Annotated in this window: 20 protein-coding genes and 1 tRNA gene; 10 read left to right on the top strand and 11 right to left on the bottom strand. The window is 72.4% G+C overall.

Features of this window, described 5'->3' with window-relative positions; translation table 11 throughout:
- The first annotated feature begins 16 nt into the window (after positions 1-16).
- The 3 genes from N8N77_RS03455 (at position 17) to N8N77_RS03445 (ending at position 3832) form a co-directional block, all read left to right on the top strand.
- A complete protein-coding gene (locus tag N8N77_RS03455) occupies positions 17-382 on the top strand; it encodes a DUF4406 domain-containing protein (protein ID WP_261164640.1) in 366 nt (121 codons plus the stop codon).
- Positions 383-443: 61 nt separating this feature from the next.
- Positions 444-2132 carry an ABC transporter ATP-binding protein/permease gene (locus N8N77_RS03450; RefSeq protein ID WP_261164639.1) on the top strand — a complete coding sequence of 563 codons (1689 nt, stop codon included), beginning with the start codon at positions 444-446 and terminating at the stop codon, positions 2130-2132.
- The gene (locus N8N77_RS03445) at positions 2129-3832 is read left to right on the top strand and encodes an ABC transporter ATP-binding protein (RefSeq protein WP_261164638.1); all 1704 of its coding nucleotides are present in this window, start codon (positions 2129-2131) and stop codon (positions 3830-3832) included. The genes N8N77_RS03450 and N8N77_RS03445 overlap by 4 nt, the downstream gene beginning before the upstream one ends.
- 17 nt (positions 3833-3849) lie before the next feature.
- Here N8N77_RS03445 and N8N77_RS03440 read toward each other — a convergent pair whose 3' ends face one another.
- Both N8N77_RS03440 and N8N77_RS03435 read right to left on the bottom strand, forming a co-directional pair.
- Positions 3850-5637, bottom strand: a complete 1788-nt coding sequence (locus tag N8N77_RS03440) for an ABC-F family ATP-binding cassette domain-containing protein (protein WP_261164637.1) — start codon at positions 5635-5637, stop codon at positions 3850-3852.
- Positions 5638-5708: 71 nt separating this feature from the next.
- On the bottom strand, positions 5709-6209 hold the full coding sequence (locus tag N8N77_RS03435) for a MarR family winged helix-turn-helix transcriptional regulator (protein ID WP_261164635.1): 501 nt from the start codon (positions 6207-6209) through the stop codon (positions 5709-5711).
- 61 nt (positions 6210-6270) lie between these two features.
- On the opposite strand from N8N77_RS03435, the gene N8N77_RS03430 reads away from it, so the two are divergent.
- From N8N77_RS03430 to N8N77_RS03420, 3 genes are all read left to right on the top strand, one after another.
- Positions 6271-6342, top strand: a tRNA-Gln gene (locus tag N8N77_RS03430).
- Position 6343: 1 nt separating this feature from the next.
- Positions 6344-7804: a bifunctional UDP-N-acetylglucosamine diphosphorylase/glucosamine-1-phosphate N-acetyltransferase GlmU gene (gene glmU / locus N8N77_RS03425; RefSeq protein ID WP_261164633.1), complete on the top strand. Its 1461-nt coding sequence runs from the start codon at positions 6344-6346 to the stop codon at positions 7802-7804.
- The gene (locus N8N77_RS03420; protein WP_314732506.1) at positions 7779-8813 is read left to right on the top strand and encodes a ribose-phosphate diphosphokinase; all 1035 of its coding nucleotides are present in this window, start codon (positions 7779-7781) and stop codon (positions 8811-8813) included. The genes glmU and N8N77_RS03420 overlap by 26 nt, the downstream gene beginning before the upstream one ends.
- Positions 8814-8824: 11 nt before the next feature.
- On the opposite strand, the gene N8N77_RS03415 is transcribed toward N8N77_RS03420, so the two are convergent.
- On the bottom strand, positions 8825-10369 hold the full coding sequence (locus N8N77_RS03415; protein WP_314732505.1) for a HAMP domain-containing sensor histidine kinase: 1545 nt from the start codon (positions 10367-10369) through the stop codon (positions 8825-8827).
- A complete protein-coding gene (locus N8N77_RS03410; protein WP_261164631.1) occupies positions 10366-11091 on the bottom strand; it encodes a response regulator transcription factor in 726 nt (241 codons plus the stop codon). Before N8N77_RS03410 ends, N8N77_RS03415 begins: the two co-directional genes overlap by 4 nt.
- Positions 11092-11251: 160 nt before the next feature.
- On the opposite strand from N8N77_RS03410, the gene N8N77_RS03405 reads away from it, so the two are divergent.
- Both N8N77_RS03405 and N8N77_RS03400 read left to right on the top strand, forming a co-directional pair.
- Entirely contained in the window at positions 11252-12706 is a 1455-nt protein-coding gene (locus tag N8N77_RS03405) for an ABC transporter permease (protein ID WP_261164630.1), read from the top strand.
- A 7-nt stretch (positions 12707-12713) separates the two neighbouring features.
- Entirely contained in the window at positions 12714-13415 is a 702-nt protein-coding gene (locus N8N77_RS03400; RefSeq protein ID WP_261164628.1) for an ABC transporter ATP-binding protein, read from the top strand.
- Between the two features lie 54 nt (positions 13416-13469).
- On the opposite strand, the gene N8N77_RS03395 is transcribed toward N8N77_RS03400, so the two are convergent.
- Together N8N77_RS03395 and N8N77_RS03390 are read right to left on the bottom strand one after the other, a co-directional pair.
- Positions 13470-13907, bottom strand: coding sequence for a hypothetical protein (locus tag N8N77_RS03395; protein WP_261164626.1), 438 nt, complete (start codon positions 13905-13907; stop codon positions 13470-13472).
- The gene (locus N8N77_RS03390) at positions 13894-14115 is read right to left on the bottom strand and encodes a helix-turn-helix transcriptional regulator (RefSeq protein ID WP_396652769.1); all 222 of its coding nucleotides are present in this window, start codon (positions 14113-14115) and stop codon (positions 13894-13896) included. The genes N8N77_RS03395 and N8N77_RS03390 overlap by 14 nt, the downstream gene beginning before the upstream one ends.
- 84 nt (positions 14116-14199) lie before the next feature.
- On the opposite strand from N8N77_RS03390, the gene N8N77_RS03385 reads away from it, so the two are divergent.
- On the top strand, positions 14200-14685 hold the full coding sequence (locus N8N77_RS03385; protein ID WP_261164624.1) for a hypothetical protein: 486 nt from the start codon (positions 14200-14202) through the stop codon (positions 14683-14685).
- 100 nt (positions 14686-14785) lie between these two features.
- On the top strand, positions 14786-16108 hold the full coding sequence (locus N8N77_RS03380; RefSeq protein ID WP_261164623.1) for an FAD-binding oxidoreductase: 1323 nt from the start codon (positions 14786-14788) through the stop codon (positions 16106-16108).
- 33 nt (positions 16109-16141) lie between these two features.
- Here the strand turns inward: N8N77_RS03380 and gndA are convergent, their stop codons facing one another.
- The 5 genes from gndA to N8N77_RS03355 form a co-directional block, all read right to left on the bottom strand.
- Entirely contained in the window at positions 16142-17545 is a 1404-nt protein-coding gene (gndA, locus tag N8N77_RS03375; RefSeq protein ID WP_396652797.1) for an NADP-dependent phosphogluconate dehydrogenase, read from the bottom strand.
- Positions 17546-17688: 143 nt separating this feature from the next.
- Entirely contained in the window at positions 17689-18411 is a 723-nt protein-coding gene (locus N8N77_RS03370) for an SDR family oxidoreductase (protein WP_261164619.1), read from the bottom strand.
- A gap of 8 nt (positions 18412-18419) precedes the next feature.
- Positions 18420-19157 carry an orotidine 5'-phosphate decarboxylase / HUMPS family protein gene (locus N8N77_RS03365; RefSeq protein WP_261164618.1) on the bottom strand — a complete coding sequence of 246 codons (738 nt, stop codon included), beginning with the start codon at positions 19155-19157 and terminating at the stop codon, positions 18420-18422.
- A 26-nt stretch (positions 19158-19183) separates the two neighbouring features.
- Positions 19184-20125, bottom strand: a complete 942-nt coding sequence (locus N8N77_RS03360) for an NAD(P)-dependent oxidoreductase (RefSeq protein WP_261164616.1) — start codon at positions 20123-20125, stop codon at positions 19184-19186.
- The gene (locus N8N77_RS03355) at positions 20122-21159 is read right to left on the bottom strand and encodes an Ldh family oxidoreductase (protein ID WP_261164614.1); all 1038 of its coding nucleotides are present in this window, start codon (positions 21157-21159) and stop codon (positions 20122-20124) included. The genes N8N77_RS03360 and N8N77_RS03355 overlap by 4 nt, the downstream gene beginning before the upstream one ends.
- Positions 21160-21193 lie beyond the last annotated feature (34 nt).

The following is a 21193-nucleotide window of genomic DNA, read 5'->3' as shown; positions in this document are numbered from 1 at the left end:
TGCCTATTGTAGCCGCATGACGACACCGCAGATGATCTTGATCGCCGGCCCGTACAAGTCGGGAACCGGCGGAGACCCGGAGCTGATGGCCGCCAACCTCCGCAAGCTCGAGGAGGCGGCGTGGCCCCTTTTCGAGGCCGGCCACGTGCCGATGATCGGGGAGTGGGTCGCGTTGCCCGTCCTGAGCTCGGCCGGTGCGGGCATCACCGATCCCCTCGCCGACGACGTGCTGTACCCCACCGCGGAGCGCCTTCTTCAGCACTGCGACGCCGTGCTGCGCCTGCCGGGCGACTCGCAGGGGGCCGACCAGGACGTCCGCATCGCCCGGGAGCGCGGCCTGCCGGTCTACTACGACATCGCCGAGATCCCGAGGGCCGTCTAGGCGCGGCCCGCCCGTCCGCCCGGCGGCGGGGGTTCAGGAAGGCGCGCATACGATCGAGAGGATGTCTCACCCACACGCCGGCGGCCGTGTCCTGCCGCTCCCCGCCGCCGTGCGAGCGTCGACGCGGCCGTGGGTGATGGCGGTCTCTGCCGCCATCGCGTGGGTCGGCGCGATCGCGACCGCCCTGCTGTTCGCCTGGGCGGGACGCTCGCTCGACGGCGTGGCGACGGGGTGGGTGCTTCCGGCCCTGTGCGCGGTGATCGCCGCGGTGTGCGCGGGGGCGGGCCCCTGGTTCTCGCAGTGGGCCGGCTCAGAGGCCGAAAGGCGGCTGCGGCAAGCGGTCGTGAGCCGCGTCTTCGACCTCGGCGTGACGGGAACAGCGGGACGATCGGGGCAGCTGCTGTCGCTCGCGGCCGACGCCGTGGAGCGCACGGCACACTACCGGGCCGGCTTCCTGGGCCCGATCCTCGGCTCTCTCACGACGCCGCTCGTCGTGCTCGGGGTGATGGCGCTGACGGCCGACCCCGTCACGGCGGGCTGGCTGGCGCTGCTGATCCTGCTCGTGCCCGTGCTGATCGGCGGGTTCCGCCGCCTCGTCCGCCCGATCGGGGCCGCGTATCGGCGCACGCAGGGGCGGCTGACGGCCGGTTTCCTGGAGGCGATCCAGGCGCTCGACACGCTCGTGTACGCCCGTGCCGCCGAACGCGTCGCCGCTGACCTCGCGGCCCGCGGGGAGGAGCACCGCCGCGGCCTCATGCGCATGCTCGCGGGCAATCAGCTGCTCATCTTCGTCGTCGATGCGGCGTTCTCGCTCTCGGTGGTCGTCGCCGCCACCGCGATCGCGGCCGGCCGCACCCTCGACGGCCACATCACCGCCGGCGACGCGGTCGCGATCGTCCTGATGACCGTCCTGGTGATCGGGCCCGTCGATGTCATCGGCTCGTTCTTCTACGTCGGGATCGGCGGTCGGGCCGCCCAGCAGCAGATCGCGGCACATCTCGGCGACGCGGGCGGCCATCGCGCGTCGCTCGGAGGGAACGCGGACGCGAGGGCCCGCGCGAGCGATGCGGGCGCAGGCCGAGCGGTGCCGGCACCCGCGGGTTCGATCGTGCTCGAGGGCGTCACGGCGGGCTATCCCGGCGGCGAGCCCGTGCTGCGCGACCTGTCCCTGCGGGTCGAGCCGGGGGAGCGGGTGGCGCTGGTGGGGCCGAGCGGGATCGGCAAGTCCACGGTCTCGGCGCTCGTGCAGGCGCACGTGCGCCCCGCGTCCGGTGCCGTGCTCGTCGACGGTCTCGACACCGACGCCGTGCGCGGCGAGGAGGTGCGCGCGCGGCTGGCGGTGGTCGAGCAGCGCCCCTTCCTCTTTCTCGGGTCGATCGCCGAGAACCTGCGGTTGGCCGACCCGCGAGCCTCCGACGAGCAGCTGTGGGCGGCGCTGGAGGTCGCCGGCCTGCGCCGCGAGGTCGAGCGGATGCCGAACGGCCTGGACACCCCCGTCGGCGAGCAGGGCTCCCTGCTCTCGGGCGGGCAGGCGCAGCGCCTGGCGATCGCCCGCGCCGCGCTGCGGGACGCGCCGATCCTCGTGCTCGACGAGCCGACATCGCAGGTGGATCTGGCGGGCGAGGCCGCAATCCTGGCCGCACTCGACCGCCTCGCGGCCGGACGGACCGTGCTGATGATCGCCCACCGGCCCGGCGCCATCCTCGCCGCCGACCGGGTGATCGATCTCGGAGCGGGGGCGGTCGCGTGAGCCGCCTCGACCTGACCCGCTGGCTCATCGGCCACACCCGCCGGCTGCTCGCCCCCCTCGCCGTCTCCGTCGTTGCGCGGATCGCCAACCAACTGCTCGGCGTCGCGTTGCTCGCCCTCGCAGCCACAGCGGTCGTCCGCGCGGCGGAGGGCCGTCCTTTCGATCCGCTGCCGCTGGTGCTCTGGTTGGTGGGGATCGCGCTGACGAAGGCGCTGCTGCGCTACCTCGAGCACTACGCCGGGCACGCGGTGGCATTCACGGCCCTGCAGCGACTGCGCGAGCTTCTGTTCGCTCGCCTCATTCCGCAGGCGCCCGCGGCCACGCAGGGGCGCGCCGGCGCCGAGCTGACGGCCGGCGCCACGCGCGACATCGACCGTGTCGAGGTGTTCTTCGCTCACACACTGCCGCCCGCCGTGTCGGCCGTGGCCGTGCCCACCATCGCGCTGGTGTGGCTCGCCAGCGCGGCGGATGCCCGGCTCGCGCTCGCGTCGACGCCGTTCGTGCTCGCCACGCTGCTCGTCCCGTTGGCCGCCGGCGCGATCACGTGGCGCTCGGCGCGCGGGGTGGCCGCCGCGCGCGGCGCCCTGGCCGCCCGGCTGGGCGACGACATCCAGGGCGTGCGGGAGGTGCTCGCCCTGGGAGCCGCCCCGACCCGCCTGCGTCAGCTCGACGCCGCGGACCGCAGCCTCGGGGAGGCCCGGTCGGCCGCGGGGCGGGTGCAGGCCGGGCGCGGCGCGGTCATCGTGCTGTTGCAGGGGCTCGGGATCATCGCCGTCGTCGGCGTGGGCGCGGCCGCGGGAACGCCCACCGAGCCCGTGGCCGTGGCTCTCGCCGTCGCGGTCGCGCTCTGGGGCCCGGCTCGAGGCGTCGACGAGTTCGCCGCGAGTCTCGACGCGTCCTTCGCCGCCGCCGAGCGCGTGCGACGGATCATCGACGGCGAGCCGGCGGTGCGCGCGCCCGAGGCGCCCGGTCCGGCGCCGGCCGATGCGTCGGTCGATCTGCGCGACGCGACCGTGTCCTACGGGGGCATGCCCGCGCTGCACGCCGTCTCGGCGCGCTTCCCGGCGGGGGAGTGGAGCGTCGTGGCCGGGGTGTCCGGCAGCGGCAAGTCCACGCTCGCGTCGCTGTTGCCGCGCGGCCGCGACGTGCAGGACGGGGCGGTGCTGCTCGGCGGCGCGGACGTGCGCGACCTCGCCCTCGATGAGCTGCGGCGCCGCGTCGCGCTCGTCGCGCAGCGCCCGACCCTGCTGAGCGGCACGATCGCCGAGAACCTGCGCCTGGCAGCGCCGGACGCGACGGACGAGCGGCTCCGCGAGGCGCTCGCCGACGCGGCTCTGGACGAGTGGATCGACGCCCTGCCCGCGGGCCTGGACACCCCGGTGAGCGAACGCGGCGCCTCGATCTCGGGCGGTCAGCTGCAGCGCCTGGCGCTGGCGCGCGCGCTGGTCGCCGACCCGGAGGTGCTCGTGCTGGACGAGGCGCTCAGCCAGCTCGACGGCCCCACCGCGGCGCGCGTGCGTGAGCGGTTGCGCACGCGGCGTGCGGGGCTGACGGTCATCGAGATCACGCATCGTGTGGATCTGGTGCCCGACGACACGCGCGTGCTCGTCCTCGACGTCGGCAGGGTCGTCGACGCGGGGCGTGCGGGCGAGCTGCGGGCCGCGGGCGGACCCTTCGCGCGCCTTGAGGCTCGCGCCTGAGACCTCGCGCCCTCGCGTCAGCCGTCGAGCTGCTCGCCGAGCTCCAGCCAGCGCTCCTCGAGTTCGGTGATCTCGGCCATCCGGTCCCGCAGGTCGGCGTTCAGGGCGGCGAGCCCGTCGTAGTCGGCCGGATCGTGGGCCGCCATGTCGGCGTGGATCCGCGTCACGCGGGACTGCAGGTTCTGCAGCTTGCGCTCGATCGAGGCCAGCTCCTTCTCGGCGGCGCGGCGCTCGGCGCCCGACAGACCCGGGGAGGCCGCCGCCGGCGCGGGTGAGGGCGGGGTCGCACGCGCGGATCCCGCTCCCTCCCGGCGCAGCCGGAGGTACTCGTCCACGCCGCCCGGCAGGTGCCGCAGGTGCCCGTCGAGCACGGCGTACTGCTGATCGGTGACCCGCTCGAGCAGGTACCGGTCGTGCGAGACGACGAGGAGGGTGCCGGGCCAGGAATCCAGCAGATCCTCCATCGCCGCGAGCATGTCGGTGTCGAGGTCGTTGCTCGGCTCGTCGAGGATCAGCACGTTCGGCTCGTTCAGCAGCACGAGCAGCAGCTGCAGCCGGCGCTTCTGCCCGCCCGAGAGGTCGCGCACGGGCGTCGACAGCTCGGAGGATCGGAATCCGAGCCGCTCCAGCAGCTGCGCGGGCGTCAGCTCCTTCCCGCCCGAGACGTACGTCGACCGTTGCTCGGCGAGGATCTCGCGCACTCGACGGTCCATGACCGGGTCGAGCTCGGCCAGGCGCTGGTCGAGATAGGCCACGCGCACGGTCTTGCCGCGCTTGACCCGGCCGCTCGTCGGCTCGACGGTTCCGGCGATCAGGCCGAGCAGCGTGGACTTGCCGGCTCCGTTCGGGCCGAGGATGCCCGTGCGCTCGCCCGGGGCGATGCGCCACTCCACGTCGCGCAGCACCTGGCGGTCGTCGTACGCGACGCCCGCGTCGAGCAGATCCACCACGTCCTTGCCGAGGCGGGCGGTCGCGAGCTGCGCCAGCTGCACCGCGTCGCGCACCGGCGGTTCGTCGGCGATGAGCTGGTTGGCCGCCTCGATGCGGAACTTCGGCTTCGAGGTGCGGGCGGGCGCCCCGCGCCGCAGCCACGCGAGCTCCTTGCGCATGAGGTTCTGGCGCTTCTCCTCGGCCACGGCCGCCTGCCGCTGCCGCTCCACGCGCTGCAGCACGTAGGCCGCGTACCCGCCCTCGAAGGGATCGACGATCCCGTCGTGCACCTCCCACATCCGCGTGCACACGGCGTCGAGGAACCAGCGGTCGTGGGTGACGAGCAGCAGCGCGCCCTGGTTCGCCGGCCACCGGGTGCGCAGGTGCTCGGCGAGCCACGCGATGCCCTCGACATCGAGGTGGTTGGTGGGCTCGTCGAGCGCCACGACGTCCCACTCCTGCACGAGCAGCCGCGCCAGCGCGACGCGTCGGCGCTGTCCGCCCGACAGGGCCGAAACGTCGGCCTCGAGATCGAGGTCGTTCGTCAGCCCCGCCAGGACGTCGCGGATGCGGGCGTCACCGCGCCACGCGTGCTCGGGCGCGTCACCGACGATCGCGTGCCGCACGGAGTCGCTCTCGGTCAGCTCGTCGGTCTGGGCGAGCATGCCCACGCGCAGACCGCCGCGACGGGTGACGCGGCCGTCGTCCGGCTCGGTCCGCCCGGTGAGGATCCGCATGAGCGTCGACTTGCCGTCACCGTTGCGCCCGACGATGCCGACGCGGTCACCGTCGGCGACGCCGACGGTGACGCCGTCGAGGATCACCTTCGCGGGGAACTCGATGTGCAGGTTCTCGCCGCCCAGCAGGTGCGCCATCAGTGGTCGTCCCGGTCGATCGCGCGCATCCGTCCATTATCCCGTGCCGCCCTGTGCGACAGCCCCGGTGCTCAGGCGCCGGATTCGAAGCCGAGGCTGAGATGGCGCAGCAACGCCGCGAGCCGCGTGCGCTCGGCCGGCGAGAGCGTGCGCAGCAACTCGGCCTCGGCATCCATGAGGCGCGTGATGGCCGCGTCCACGCGGATCCTGCCCTGCTCCGAGAGGGTCACGAGGATGCTGCGACCGTCGCCCGGGTCGGCCTCACGCTGCACGAGCCCGCGCTGGACGAGCTTGTCGATGCGGTTCGTCATGGTGCCGCTGGAGACGAGCGTCTGCTGCAGCAGCTGCTTGGGACTCAGCTGGTACGGCTCGCCCGCGCGCCGCAGTGCCGAGAGCACGTCCCATTCCCACGGCTCGATGTCGGTGCGGGCGAAGGCCTCGCGCCGTGCGCGGTCGAGGTGGCGCGAGAGCCGGTCGACGCGCGAGAGCACTTCCATGGGAGAGAAGTCGAGATCCGCCCGCTGCGTGCGCCAGGCGGCGACGATCCGGTCGACCTCATCCGTTGCGCCCATCCGGTCATTATCGCGCGTGAGAGACTGATTCCGCGGTCGCTCGCGCGCGACGCGTCCGCGGTCCGCCATGGTGTAACGGCAGCACGACAGCCTTTGGAGCTGTGAGGACCAGGTTCGAATCCTGGTGGCGGAGCATGAACCACGAGAATCTGGCGATCGTCGTGTTGGCAGCCGGGCAGGGCACGCGCATGAAGTCCCGCACGCCGAAGGTGCTTCACCGGATCGGCGGGCGCCCGCTCGTCGGCCACGTCCTGCACACCGCCGAGTCGCTCGGCGCGCAGGTGATCGAGGTTGTCGTCCGACACGAGCGCGACCGCGTCGTCGAGACCGTCTCGTCGCACCCCGGTGTCACGGTCGTCGACCAGGACGACGTGCCGGGCACGGGGCGGGCGGTACAGCTCGCGGTCGACGCCCTGCCGGCCGGCTTCGACGGCGACGTGCTCGTGCTCTCGGGCGACGTGCCACTGCTCGATGCCGGCGCGCTCTCGGCGCTCGTCGAGCAGCACCGCGCGGCGGGGGCGGAGGCCACGGTGCTGAGCGCCCTGCTCGACGACGCGACGGGATACGGCCGCATCGTGCGCGACGCGGACGGCCTCGTGGAGCGGATCGTCGAGCACAAGGACGCAAGCGACGACGAACGCGCGATCGGCGAGATCAACGCGGGCGTCTACGTCTTCCGCGCCGCGGGGCTGCGCGAGAGCCTTCCGCGCCTGAACGCCGACAACGCGCAGGGCGAACTGTACCTCACCGACGTCGTGCGCCTGCTGCGCGAGGCGGGGCGCGCCGTCGCGGCGAGCATCGCCGCCGACGCCCGCGTGGCGCTCGGGGTGAACGACCGCGCCCAGCTGTCGGAGGCGGCCCGGATCTTGAACGACCGGATCGTGCGGCGCTGGCAGCTCGAGGGGGTGACGATCCAGGATCCGGCGACGACGTGGATCGACGACACGGTCACGCTGGCCCAGGACGTCACGATCCTTCCCAACACGCATCTGCTCGGCGCGACGATCGTCGCCGAGGGCGCGACGATCGGGCCCGACACCTCGCTGACGGACTGCGAGGTGGGGGAGGACGCCGTCATCCGCCGCTCCGACGCCACGCTCGCCGTCTTCGGGCCAGGCAGCACGGTGGGGCCGTTCGCCTACGTGCGCGCCGGCACGACCCTGGGCGAGGGCGGCAAGATCGGCACGTTCGTGGAGAGCAAGAACTCGCAGATCGGCGACGGCAGCAAGGTGCCGCATCTGTCGTACGTGGGCGACGCGACGATCGGCCGGCACGTGAACCTCGGTGCCAGCACCATCACCGCGAACTACGACGACGTGAACAAGCACCGCACGGTCATCGAGGACCACGTGCACACGGGCACGCACAACGACCTGGTGGCGCCCGTTAGACTCGGTGTCGGCGCGAAGACGGGTTCCGGAGCCGTGATCCGCAAGGACGTCCCGGCCGGAGCGCTCGCCCTCAGCGTGGCACCCCAGCGCAACTCCCTGGGGTGGGTCGAGAAGAACAGAGCGGGCACTCCCGCGGCGGACGCCGCGCGACAGGCCCGCGAAGCAGAAGAGGCGGCCGGTGGCTCAGAAGCAAAAGAAGGTTGAACTCGACCGCGAGCGGGGCATCGCCCCCGGCGTCGTCGCGAAGACGAAGAAGCGTCTCGTGGTGGTGACCGGTCGCTCGCACCCGGAACTGGCGCAGGCGGTCGCCGCGCAGCTGGGCATCCAGGTCGCGCCGACCGAGCACCGCACCTTCGCCTCCGGCGAGATCTACACGCGCTTCGAGGTGTCGATGCGCGGCAGCGACGTGTTCCTCATCCAGTCGTTCGGGCAGAACGTGAATGAGGACCTCATGGAGATGCTCATCATGCTCGACGCGCTTAAGCGCGCGTCGGCCAAGCGCGTCACCGTCGTCGCGCCGTACTACCCCTACTCGCGGCAGGACAAGAAGGGCCGCGGCCGCGAGCCGATCTCGGCCCGCCTGATCACCGACCTCATCGCCACGGCGGGTGCCGACCGGATCATGAGCGTCGACCTGCACGCCTCGCAGATCCAGGGCTTCTTCAACGGCCCCGTCGACCACCTGTTCGCCAAGCCGGTGCTGCTGAGCCACTTCCGCGAGACGATCACCGACGAGGAGCGCGAGACGCTCACGGTCGTCTCGCCCGACATGGGGCGCGTGCGCGTGGCCGACCAGTGGTCGGACTCGCTGAACGCGCCGCTCGCGATCATCCACAAGCGCCGCGACCCCAAGGTCGCCAACCAGGTGACGGTGCACGAGATCGTCGGCGAGGTCGCGGGTCGCACGTGCCTGCTCGTCGACGACATGATCGACACCGCCGGCACGATCGTGAAGGCGGCGCAGGCGCTCAAGGAGAACGGCGCCCGCAAGGTCATCGTCGGCGCGACCCACGCGATCTTCAGCGACCCCGCCACGGAGCGCCTGCAGGACGAGGCCATCGACCGCGTCGTCGTCACCGACACGGTGCCCGTTCCGCAGGACCGCCGCTTCGACAAGCTCACGGTGCTCTCGAGCGCGCCGCTGCTGGCGCGCGCGATCCGCGAGGTCTTCGACGACGGCTCCGTCACGAGCATGTTCGACGGGGCGGCATAGCCCTTTCGTCGTCAGGCCGAGTCGGCCGGCCGGGCGGGCAGGCGCACCTCGAACGTCGTGTCGCCCGGCTCGCTGCGCACCGTGATCGTGCCCTGGTGCGCCTCGACGATCGCCTTGGCGATCGCGAGCCCCAAACCTGTGCCGCCCGTCTTGCGCGCGCGCGAGGCGTCGCCGCGGGCGAAGCGGCCGAACAGCTCCTTCTGCAGTGCGGGATCGATGCCCGGGCCGTTGTCGTGCACCTGCAGCACCGCGCGGGTGCCCCCGCCGCTGCCCTCGCGCGCGATGCGGAGCGTCACCTCGGTTCCCGCGGGAGTGTGCGTGCGGGCGTTCGCGAGCAGGTTCAGGACGACCTGACTGAGCCGTGCCGCGTCCCCCGCGACGACGACCGGCTCCTCCGGCACGTCCGCCTGCCAGCGGTGATCCGGCGCGGCCACCTGCTGATCCGCCAGCGCCTCCACCGCCACCTGGGTGAGGTCCACCGCTCCCACGACGATCTCGGTCCCCTCGTCGAGGCGCGCCAGCAGCAGCAGGTCTTCCACAAGGCTCGTCATCCGGATCGACTGCGCCTGAATGCGCTCGAGCGACTGCTCGGTGGTGTCGCTGAGTGAAGGGTCGCGCAGCGACAGCTCGGAGTAGCCACGGATCGAGGCCAGCGGCGTGCGCAGCTCGTGGCTGGCATCGGCGACGAAGCGTCGCATGCGGTCCTCGTTGCGCTGACGCTCGTCGAGCGACGCGTCGACGTGGTCGAGCAGCGTATTGAGCGCGGCGCCCACCTGCCCGATCTCGGTGCGCGGGTCCGCCTGGTCCGCCGGCACCCGCTCGCGGATCGAGACCGCCCCGGCGTGCAGGGGCAGGTGCGCGACCCGCGTGGCCGTGTCGGCGACCGCCCGGAGCGGCCGCAGGCCGCGATGGATGACGGCGGTGACCGCCGCGCCGAGCAGGAGCAGACCACCGGCGGTGACGAACGCGATCGTCGAGAGCATCTGGCCCACCGTCGAGCGCACGCCCGAGGTCGACACCCCGATGAGGTAGGCGGCGCCGGGCACCTGACCCGAGGCGATGCGGAACTCGCCCTCGCCGGCGATCGTGACCGTCGTCGCGCGCTCGCTGCGCGTGCTGCGCGCGTCGGTGAGCTGGGCCACGCTGAGGCTCGTGACCTCGGGGCCGTCGCTGACCGCGCCGGAGACGGCGCCGGTGGTCGTCGACAGCACGATGAGGATGGTGCCGGGGAACGTCCGCGCGCCGGCGAGCTGGGACGCGGCGTCCTGCCCGGGCGACACCCACGACGAGGCGCTGTCGGCGAGGGACTCCACCTGCTGCGACAGCGACGACTCCAGCACGCGCCCGAGCACCAGGCTCATCACTGCCGAGACGACGACGAGGATCAGCGCGACGATCGCGAAGACGGTGAGCATGAGCTTCGTCTGGAACGACATCGGGGGGCGGCCGGCCGGCGCGGCCCCGGTCTCGGCGCCGACCCCGGCGGACGCCGCCTCGCGCCCGGGGCGCGGGGGGCCCGTGCGCGCCGCGCGCTCCTCGCCGGTCGCGTCGGTCACTGCGGGGCCTTGATCATGTACCCGGCGCCTCGGATGGTGTGGATGAGCGGCTCGCGCCCCGCGTCGATCTTCTTGCGCAGGTACGAGATGTACAGCTCGACGACGCTCGACTTGCCACCGAAGTCGTACTGCCACACCCGATCCAGGATCTGCGCCTTCGAGAGCACGCGCCGGGGATTGCGCATGAGGAAGCGCAGCAACTCGAACTCGGTGGCGGTCAGCTCGATCGGTTCGCCGCCGCGGTCGACCTCGTGGCTGTCCTCGTTCAGCGTGAGGTCGGCGACGCGCAGGATCGGCTCGCTCTCGGCGGTCTGCACCCCGGCCCGGCGCATGAGCGCGCGCAGCCGTGCCACGACCTCCTCGAGGCTGAACGGCTTGGTGACGTAGTCGTCGCCGCCTGCGGTCAGCCCGGCCACCCGATCGGCCACGGCGTCCTTCGCGGTGAGGAAGAGAATGGGCACGTCATCGCCCGCCTGGCGGAGCCGCTGCATCACGGCCATGCCGTCGAGGTCGGGCATCATGATGTCGAGCACGATCGCGTCGGGCCCGAACTCGCGCGCCGCCTGCAGGGCATCGAAGCCGCTCGATGCCGCTCGGACCTCCCAACCCTCCATCTTCAGCGCCATCGACAGCAGGTCGGTGAGCATCTGTTCGTCGTCGACGACGAGCACGCGGACGGGCGAACCGTCGGCGCGGGTGAGGGCGGGCTGCGGCGAGGTCATGGCTCCATTGTGCGCGCCGACCTATGCGTTTCCTATGGCGCGGCCTATGCCTGGGCTGTGAAGGGCCGGTGCGCGTCATAGCTCTTCCATAACGACGTCATGGGGCCCCCATGGAACGAATTCCTACCGTCGACTCCGGACATCCACTGAAAGGAGCCGAATGAACGGCAGATACCTGCGGCGCGAGCTCGCCGGCCGCAAGAAGCAGACGATCATCGTGGCGGCGGGGCTCGCCCTGGCCATCGCGCTCGTCATGGTGGTGGGAGCGCTCGCCAACGGCGTGCGCGACGCGCAAGCGGCAGCGCTCGCCTCCGTCTACGGCGTCGGCACGGATCTCACGCTCAGTGGCGCGGCCGCGGAGCCCGGAGAGGGCGGCGGCCAGCGATTCGAGTTCGGGGCCGAGGATGGGGCGACGGGGGAGGACGGCGCGACGCAGGTCAGCCAATCGCGGTTGGCCGTCGAGATGGGGCGCTCCACCCTCGAGGCCTCCGCGGTCGACACGGCGGTGGACACCGACGGCGTCGCGGCGGCATCGGGCGCGCTCGCCCTGAGCAACATGACGTTCGACGGCGAGCTGCCGTCGCCGCCCGAGGACGCCGGTGCAGAGGGTCAGGTGATCGAGGGCGCGCCGCAGGGCGGCCGCAGCGGCGGCTTCGGCGGCGGCTCCTTCGACCTCGCGCAGACGAGCGTGCTCGGCGTGGACGATGTCGCGACGTCCGTCGGGCCGTTGTCGTCGGTGTCGCTCACAGACGGTCGCACCCTTGCGGCCTCCGACGCCGGAGCCTCCGTCGCCGTCGTGGACGCGTCGTATGCGACGACCAACGAGATCGCGGTGGGGGACGCCCTCGATCTGGGCGGCGAGGAGTTCGAGGTGATCGGCGTCGTCGCTTCGGACTCCGACGCCGCGGACGCCGCGGCCGACGTGTTCATCCCACTCGACGTCGCGCAGGAGCTCTCGGGCGCGGGGGACGTCGTCTCCACCGTGTATGTGCAGGCCGAAGCCGCCGACGACATCGCGACCGTGCAGGCGGCCCTCGCCGAGGCACTGCCCGAGGCGACGGTCAGTTCCGAGAGCGACCTTGCCGCAACGGTGTCCGGATCGCTGTCGAGCGCATCCGCGCTCATCGCGGGCCTCGGCGCGTGGCTCTCGGTCGTGGTGCTGGCTGTGGCCGTGCTGCTGGCGATCCTTTTCACGGTCTCTGGCGTCTCGCGCCGCACGCGCGAGTTCGGCACCCTGAAGGCGCTCGGCTGGACGAACGGGCGCGTCGTGCGGCAGGTGGCCGGCGAGTCGCTCGTGCAGGGGCTCATCGGGGCGGCGGCCGGCGTGGTCCTCGGACTGGCGATCACCCTGGCCATCGACGTCATCCAGCCCACGGTGTCCGCCGTGCCGGCCGCCGAAGCGGCGCCACCCGGCGGGGGCGGCGGTTTCGGGGGTGTCGGCCCTGGGACGGCGCAGAACGGCGCCGCCGAGATCGCGCTGAGCGCGCCCCTCAGCATCGGGACGGTGCTCGCCGCCGTGGCCCTCGCGATTGCGGGCGGCCTGCTGGCGGGCGCGATCGGCGGCTGGCGCGCGGCCCGCCTGAGTCCCGCCGAGGCCCTGCGTGCCGTCGCGTGATCGATCCATGGACAAGGAGAAGGACCAGATGACCGCTCTGTACGAGCTTCGCGATGTCACGAAGACCTACGCGCAGAAGAACCGGAAGGTCACGCCGCTCGCGGGCGTCGACCTGACGATCGAGGACGGCGACTTCGTCGCGATACAGGGGCCGACCGGCGGCGGCAAGTCGACGCTCCTGCAGTTGCTCGGCGCGCTCGACACCCCTACCGCCGGCGTGGTCCGCCTCGGCGAGACGGAGCTGTCGACGGCGCGCGCCGACGTCCTCGGTCGCATCAGGGCGGAACGCATCGGCTTCGTCTTCCAGGGTTTCAACCTCATCCCGACGCTGAACGCGCACGAGAACGTCGACATGGGGCTGGAGCCGCTGCGTCTCCCGCGGCCCGAGCGGGATCGCCGCGTGGCCGAGGCGCTCGCCCAGGTCGGCCTGGCCGAGCGCGGCGATCACCTGCCGGGAGAGCTGTCGGGTGGGCAGCAGCAGCGCGTGGCGATCGCGCGCGCGATCGCGAAGCGTCCGGCGGTGCTGCTCGCCGACGAGCCCACCGGAAACCTCGACGAGCAGACGCGCGACGAGATCATGGAGCTGCTGGAGGGGCTCAACGCCGGCGGGCTCACCCTGATCCTCGTCACGCACGACTCGGCGGTCTCGCGGCGCGCGCGGCGGCGCCTCCGGCTCGCGAAGGGCGCCGTGACCGACATCACGCACTGAGCGACGTCTTGGGGGAGCGGCGTCTCCCGAGGCGCCGCTTCTCCGCGCTCCCCATCAGCCGCGGCGGACGAAGTACCAGTTGGCGATGAGCCAGACGACCGCCAGCAGGATGAGCATGCCGGAGCTGAGCAGCGCGAACAGGGGATCCTCGATCACCATGGCGATCGCCAGCTGCACCATCGAGGCGATCAGAGCGGTGACGCCCACCGTCGCGAGCGCCTTCCGGGCGGCGGCGCGGTCGCGCTCGTCGGCGAACTCCAGCGCGTTCACGCGTTCCAGGTCGCCCGAGCCACGTCGCCGGGCGTACGCCGAGGCGAGGGCGCCGAAGGTGGCGGCGAGGATCATGATGATGCCGGCGGTGAGGCGGTCGGATGCGATCAGCCAGACGCCGAAGAGGGTCGCGAGGCTGTAGATGACGGTGTTGACGATCGAGATGGGCCACCGGAAGCGCCGCCGGGGCCGGCCCTGCGGCTCCTGCTCATCCATCGACATCGAAGACCTCCTCCACGGGCGCGCCGAAGAAACGCGCGAGGTGCACCGCGAGCGTCAGCGACGGGTCGTATCGGCCCGTCTCGATCGCGTTGATCGTCTGGCGCGAGACGCCCACGGCATCGCCCAGCGCCTGCTGCGAGAGCCCGCGCTCGCCGCGCAGCTCCCTCACCTTGCTTCGCACGTTCTCCTCGGCACTCATGTGACTCATGTGTAAAGCGAACTTGACACTTTCGAGAGTGTCAAGCATGCTTGTCATGTCAAGGCCACTTTACACCGACCGAGGAGAGGTCCCATGTACGACGCGCTCGTCGCCTTCACCGAGTCCCTGCCCACGTGGGCCCACTGGCTGGGCGTCATGCTCGTCGCGGCCATCCCCTTCGTCGAGTCGTACTTCGGCACGCTCATCGGTGTGCTCGCCGGCGTGCCGACCGTCGTGGCGGTCCTCGCCGCGGTGATCGGCAACATCGTCTCGATGCTCGCGTTCGTCCTCGTCGGCGCCGGCGCGCGCCGGAAGGTGCTGGCCGGTCGCGGGGAGGGCGAGGGGGAGCCCGAGCTGTCGCCGCGCAAGCAGCGCTTCAAGCGCATGTTCGACCGCTTCGGCGTTCCGGGAGTCAGCCTGCTCGGGCAGACACTCCTGCCCAGTCAGATCACCTCCGGACTCATGGTCTCGTTCGGTGCCAGCCGCAACCAGGTGATCTTCTGGCAGATCGTCTCGATCATCCTCTGGGCCATCGCCTTCGCCATCCTCGGCAACCTGGGTCTCGTCGCCCTGCGGTGAGGCGTTGCGCGCCCGATCGGCCGGCGTCCCGCACGGGGCGGCCGGCCGATCGCGTGCGGGCCCTGTCGTCGTGTCGGAGGCGCGCGCTACCGTTCGTGCCATGACGACCCTCGACGACCTGCGCGCCGGCCTCGCCGGCGCGGTGCTGACGGCGGCGGATCCCGAGTGGGATGACGCTCGCCTGTTTCACTCGGGCATCGGTGAGCCCGAGGTCATCGTTCGACCGGCCGGCGTGGACGACGTGCGGGCGGCGGTGGCGCATGCCGCGCGCGCCGGCCTGCCCGTCACCGTGCGCGGCGGCGGGCACAGCGCCTGGGGATCGGTTCCCGGCGGACTGACCATCGATCTCGGCGCCCTGCGCGACATCGCCGTGGACGGCACGCGCGTGCGCGTCGGCGGAGGCGCGACGTGGGGCGAGGTCGCCGCCGCGCTCGCGCCCCGCGGCCTCGGCATCAGCTCGGGCGACACCGCGTCGGTGGGGGTGGGAGGGCTGACGCTCGGTGGCGGTATCGGCTGGATGGTGCGGGCCTGGGGCCTCGCCGCCGACCAGCTCGTCGGCGCACAGCTCGTCACGTCCGCCGGCGACGTGGTCGAGGTGTCGGACGACAGCGCTCCCGAACTGATGTGGGCGCTTCGGGGTGGTGGCGGCAACTTCGGGGTGGTCACCCGCTTCGACTTCGAGGCGCACCGGCTGCCGGGCGTGGTGTGGATCGAGCTCACGCTCTCGGGCGACGCGCGCCAGACGCTGCGCGCGATGCGGGACATCCTGCGCGATGCGCCCCGCGAGCTGACCGTCACGTACATGGACGTGCCCCCGATGGACCCGAGCGCCCCTCCCGGAGCCTCGCTCACGGCGTGCTGGCTGGGCGATGAGCAGGCGGCGCGACAGCTGCTGGCGCCGGTGCTCTCGCTGCCGGGCGTGACCGAGATGGCGTTTCAGACCGTGTCGTACCCGGAAATCCTCGGCGACATGCCGCCCTTCGATCCGGAGCGCCCCGCGCCGGGTTTCGTCGGCGGTAACTCCCTGATGCCCGAGCTGGGCGACGACACGATCGATCGCCTGACGGCATTCCGCGAGGCGCAGCCGGCGTCGGTGCTCTTCCTGCGGTCGCTCGGCGGGGCTTACGGAGACGTCGCCTCCGACGCCACGGCGTTCGCCGCGCGCGAGGCGACGTGGTTCGTCATGGCCGGTGCGTTCGAGGGGCCCCACGTCGACGACGCCGAGCGCGCCCGCGTCGCAGCCGACTGGGCGGCCATCGCGCGGGAGGGCGTCGGCGTCTACGGCAACTTCCTGAACTCCACCGACCCGGCGCTCGCCGCCACGCTCTATCCGGCCACCACCATGGCGCGGCTGGAGCGGGTCAAGCGCGCCTGGGATCCCGAGAACGTCTTCCGCCGAAACCACAACGTCCGGCCCGCCTGAGCGGACCGGACGTCGTGCCGACGGCGTCGGATGTCAGTGAGTGTCCTCGGCCTCGATCTCGCTGCGGTCGCCCGACCACAGGGTGTGGAAGGTGCCGGGCTTGTCGATGCGCTTGTACGTGTGCGCGCCGAAGAAGTCGCGCTGGCCCTGCACGAGTGCGGCCGGCAGGCGCTCGGCGCGGATGCCGTCGTAGTACGCCAGCGACGACGAGAACGCAGGGGAGGGGATGCCCGCCCGCGCGGCGGAGACCACCACGCGGCGCCACGCCGCCTGAGCGCGCCCGAACACCTCGACGAAGTACGGCGCCGTCATGAGCACCGGAAGATCGGGCGTGGCGGCGTAGGCGTCGCTGATCCGATTCAGGAACTGGGCGCGGATGATGCAGCCGGCACGCCAGATCTTCGCGATGGCGCCGAGATCGATGTCCCAGCCGTACTGAGCCGCGCCCGCCCGGATCTCGTCGAAGCCCTGCGAGTAGGCGACGATCTTCGAGGCGAACAGCGCCAGGCGAACGTCCTCGATGAACGCATCGACGTCGTCGACCCGGAAGGACTCTTCGGGACCGGGCAGGTCGGCGGCGACCGCACGCTGCTCGGGGTGCGACGACAACGACCGCGCGAACGTGGCCTCGGCGATGCCGGACACGGGCACACCGAGCGAGAGTGCCGTCTGCACGGTCCACGCGCCCGTGCCCTTGGCGCCGGCCTGGTCGAGGATGACGTCGACGAGGGGCTTGCCGGTCTCGGCGTCGACCTGGCGCAGCACCTCGGCCGTGATCTCGATGAGGTACGACTCGAGCTCGCCGCGGTTCCACTCGGCGAAGACGTCGGCGATCTCGGCGGGGCTCTTGCCCGTGCCGCGGCGGATGAGGTCGTACGCCTCGGCGATCAGCTGCATGTCGGCGTACTCGATGCCGTTGTGCACCATCTTGACGAAGTGTCCGGCGCCGTCGTGGCCCACGTGGGTGACGCACGGCTCGCCCTCGGCGACGGCCGCGATCGACTTCAGGATCGGCCCGAGCGTGACCCACGACTCGTCCGACCCGCCGGGCATGATCGACGGGCCGTGCAGCGCGCCCTCCTCGCCGCCCGAGATGCCCGCGCCGACGAAGTTGATGCCCGTCTCCCGCACGGCCTTCTCGCGGCGGATCGTGTCGGTGAACAGGGCGTTCCCGCCGTCGACGATGATGTCGCCCGGCTCGAACACCTTCACGAGCTCCTCGATGACGGCGTCGGTGGGGCCACCGGCCTTCACCATGATGATCGCCGTGCGCGGCTTCGACAGCGTGGCCGCGAACTCCTCGTAGCTGTAGGCCGGGAGGAAACCGGCCTCGGGGTGCGCGGCGACGAGCTCATCCGTCTTGGAGCGGCTGCGGTTGTACACCGCGACCGTGTTGCCCTCGCGGCTGGCGAGATTGCGAGCCAGGTTGGATCCCATCACGGCGAGTCCGACGACTCCGATGTTGGCCTGCGCTTCGAATCCGGACACGTGGGTGCTCCTCGAGGGTGTGTGGGTATCGGGACGGAGAGATCGTGACCAGGCTACCCGTGCCCTGCGGCCGCTGCGCCGCCGGCAGCGCGTCAAAACCCGGTCGGGCTGATGACGAGTTCGTCGATCGTGACGCCCGGAGGGGCGTCCAGCACGAACTGCACCGCGCGGGCGACGTCGTCGGGCGACAGCATGCGAGCGCGACTGTCCTCATCCGGCTGCACGGGGCGCAGTCGCAGGAACTCGCTGTCCACGTCTCCCGGCAGCAGGAGCGTGGCGCGGACGCCGTTGCGGCCCTCCTGGCCGTTGAGTGTCTCCGTGAGTGCCTTGAGACCGCGCTTGCTCGCGGTGTAGGCGACGCCTGCACCCGGTGAGAGGCGCCAGGCCGAGATCGACGAGACGATGACGATGGTGCCGCCGCCGGCGTTCCGCATCCCCGGAAGCGTCAGATCGATCGCCCGGGCGACGGACGTCAGATTCGTCTCCACGATCGCGGCGAAGTCCGACATCGACTGGTCCGCCCACGTGCGAGCGGGCGCGTTCAGGCCGGCCGAGAGCACGAGAGCCTCGACCGTTCCGAACTCGGCGCGGACGCGCGCGTGCGCTTCCGCGAGCGCGTCCGGATCCCGGACGTCGAGCGGCAGCACGAGCGGGGCGGGGCCGCCCGCGTCGACGATGCGCTTCGCGGTCTCCTCCAGCGAGGGCACTCGCCGTCCGCTCAACGCGACGCGCCGGCCCGAGGCACCCGCGCGGACGGCGCTCGCACGGCCCATGCCGCTGCCGGCCCCGGTCACCCACGTGCAGCGATCGGTCATCGCGGCGCTCACCCCTTCTCCGGGTACCGGATGGGCGATGCGTGCACGCGCGCGGCCGCCTCGGTCAGCACGCGGCCCAGATCGCCGGAGGCGGGGCTGAAGGTGCGTCCGTCGATGGCGAGCGGCGCCCCGAAGACGACGACGGGGGCCCCGGTCTCGGGACACTGGATGGCCTGCTCGATCGAGAGGCCCCCGACCGCCTGTACCGGCACGGTCGTCGCGGCGACGATGTCGGCCAGCTCGGTGAGCGGGCTGAGCCCGAGGTGGGGGTTGCGGTTGCGATGGTCGTAGCCGATGTGGTGGATCACCATCCCCACGCCCAGCTGCTCCAGCCGCACGCACGCCGCGACGCGGTCGGGTTCGGCGAGGTCGTCGCCCATGACGAGCATTCCGAATCGCTCACCCGCATCCACGACGGCCTCGATCGTGGCGTCGTGCGCCCGTGCCATCACGATCACGGCGTCGGCGCCGGCATCGCCCATCATCTCCGCCTCGAGGTAGCCGCCGTCCATCGTCTTGAGGTCGACGACGATCGGGTGTTCGGGGAACTCGCGGCGCAGGGCCCGCACCGCGTGCAGCCCCTCGGCGAGCACGAGGGGAGTGCCCACCTCGATCCAGTCGACGCCCGATTCGACGGCCACCGCCGCCGTGCGCAGCGCCTCATCGTTGTTCGTGAGGTCGAGCGAGATCTGTACGAGCGGACGGGCGAGGTTCGCTCGCGTGAGGTGCCGGATGGTCGTGGACATGGTGCTCCCGGGGCGGACGCCGGCGCTCAGCGCTCGACGACGTTGATGAGGGCGCGGCCGTCGAGCAGCGCGCGGAGGTTGTCGGCGATGAGCCCGGCGGCACCGATGGGGCGCCCGCCGGCCGAATGCGGGGTGATGATGACATTGGCGAGGTCCCACAGCTCGGAGGAGACCGGCAGGGGCTCCACCTCAGTCACATCGAGGGCCGCGCCGCCGAGCCGGTCGTGGCGGAGAGCATCGGCCAGGGCCGCCTCATCCACCGTGGCGCCGCGGCCCACGTTGACGACCCAGGCGCGGGGTGGCAGCAGGGCGATGCGCTCACGGCTCAGCGCCCCGCGCGTCTCGCCCGTGGCGGGGAGGATCATGATCAGCACGTCCGTCTCGGGCAGCACCGTCTCGATGTCCGCCTCCGCGACCACCGGGTAGCCGCCGCGCTCTCCGGCGCTGCGGGCGATGCCGGTCACCTCGGCACCCAGCGCTGAGAGGAGCGGCGCAAGAGTCTGGGCGATTCCGCCGAAACCCCACACGCTCACCCGTGCGCCCCGCAGCGTCGTCACCCGGTCGGGGTCGGAGAGGGGCTGGCGTCCACCGATCTCCGACGCCCAGCGGTGCCCGATTTGGGCGCGCACCAGGGTGTGGAGGCGTCGGGCGCCGGCGAGGGCGAGGGCGAGCGCGTGCTCGGCCACCGTGACGTCGTGCAGTGAGCGCCCCGAGGTGATCACCGCGTCGGGCGCGAATCCGGCGGCGACGACCTGGTCGGGGCCGGCGGCGAGCGTCTGCACCCACCGCACCGCGGTCAGCGCGGCCGCGGCGTCGGCGAGCTGCGCGTCCGAGTTGCCCCACACGACGAGCGCCTCGGCGTCGTGGTGCTCGGGAGGGATCGGCTGGGTGATGTCGTACGTGACGTATCGCACGTCCTCGAGCGACGGCATGTCGAGCGGGAGCGAGTCGGGAAGCAGCAGCTTCATGCCTGTGCCTCCGGGAACGCCACGCCGGCCGCGGCGCCGAGGGCGCGGAGCTCCTCGATCGTGGCGGCGGGCAGCGGCACGCCGTCGGCGGTGCGCGTGTCGCGCGCCCGTTCCTCGGGTTCACCAGGCACGAGGACGGCGTCGAACCCCGGTGCGGGGGCGATGGCGCGTGCCTCGGCGGCGAGGGCGTCCATGCGCGCGAGGAAGTCGGCCGGGGGGATGAAGCGGGAGATGTCGATGGCGATCATGAAGTGGCCGACGTCCTGCGGGCGTTCGAAGTCGGAGTACATGTTGCCGATGCCGTGGGTGACGGCGGCCCCCGTCAGCACGCCGCCGAGCACCTCGACGAGGAAGCCGAGTGCGTAGCCCTTGGGGCCGCCGGCCGGCAGCAGGGCGCGGATCTCGTGGGGGTCGGTCGTCGGCGCGCCCGACGCATCCACGCCCCAGTCAGGGGGCACCTCGCGCCCGTCGGCTCGCGCGACGAGCACCTTGCCCATGGCGGAGGTGCTGGTGGCCATGTCGAGGCTGAGGGGGGCGCCGCTCGTGGGGGCGGCGAAGGCGAGGGGATTGGTGCCGAAGAGCGGGTCTCGGCCCCCGAAGGGAACCACCACGGGCTCCGAGTTCGACACGACCACCCCGATGAGGCCCTCGGCGGCGAGGGCGCGCGCGTAGTAGCCGGCGGCGCCGAAATGGGCGCTGTTGTGCACGGCGACGGCGGCGACACCGTGCTCGCGGGCCGCGTCGCGCGCCGTCTCCGTCGCGGTGCGAGCCGCGATCTGCCCCGCCGCCCCGTTCGCGTCCACGCGGGCGGTGGCACCGGTCCGCGTGACGATCGGCTGCGCGGTGGCGCTGACGAGGCCGGCCTCGAGGCGGGCGCGATATGCGCCGAGGCGAATGACGCCGTGGGAGTCGACGCCGCGCAGATTGGCGTCGACGAGCGTGTCCGCGATGTAGGCGGCGTCGTCCGGGGCGTACGACCAGGTCACCAGCAGGGCGGTGACCCATTCACGCAGGCGGTCGGCGGCGATCGGCATTGGCGTTCCCTTCGGCTTCCTTGCCACGATGACG

Source organism: Microbacterium sp. Marseille-Q6965 (genome assembly GCF_946151065.1).
Taxonomy (GTDB): domain Bacteria; phylum Actinomycetota; class Actinomycetes; order Actinomycetales; family Microbacteriaceae; genus Microbacterium.
Note: the sequence above shows the minus strand (reverse complement) of the source record. Positions and strands in the feature narration are given on the sequence as shown.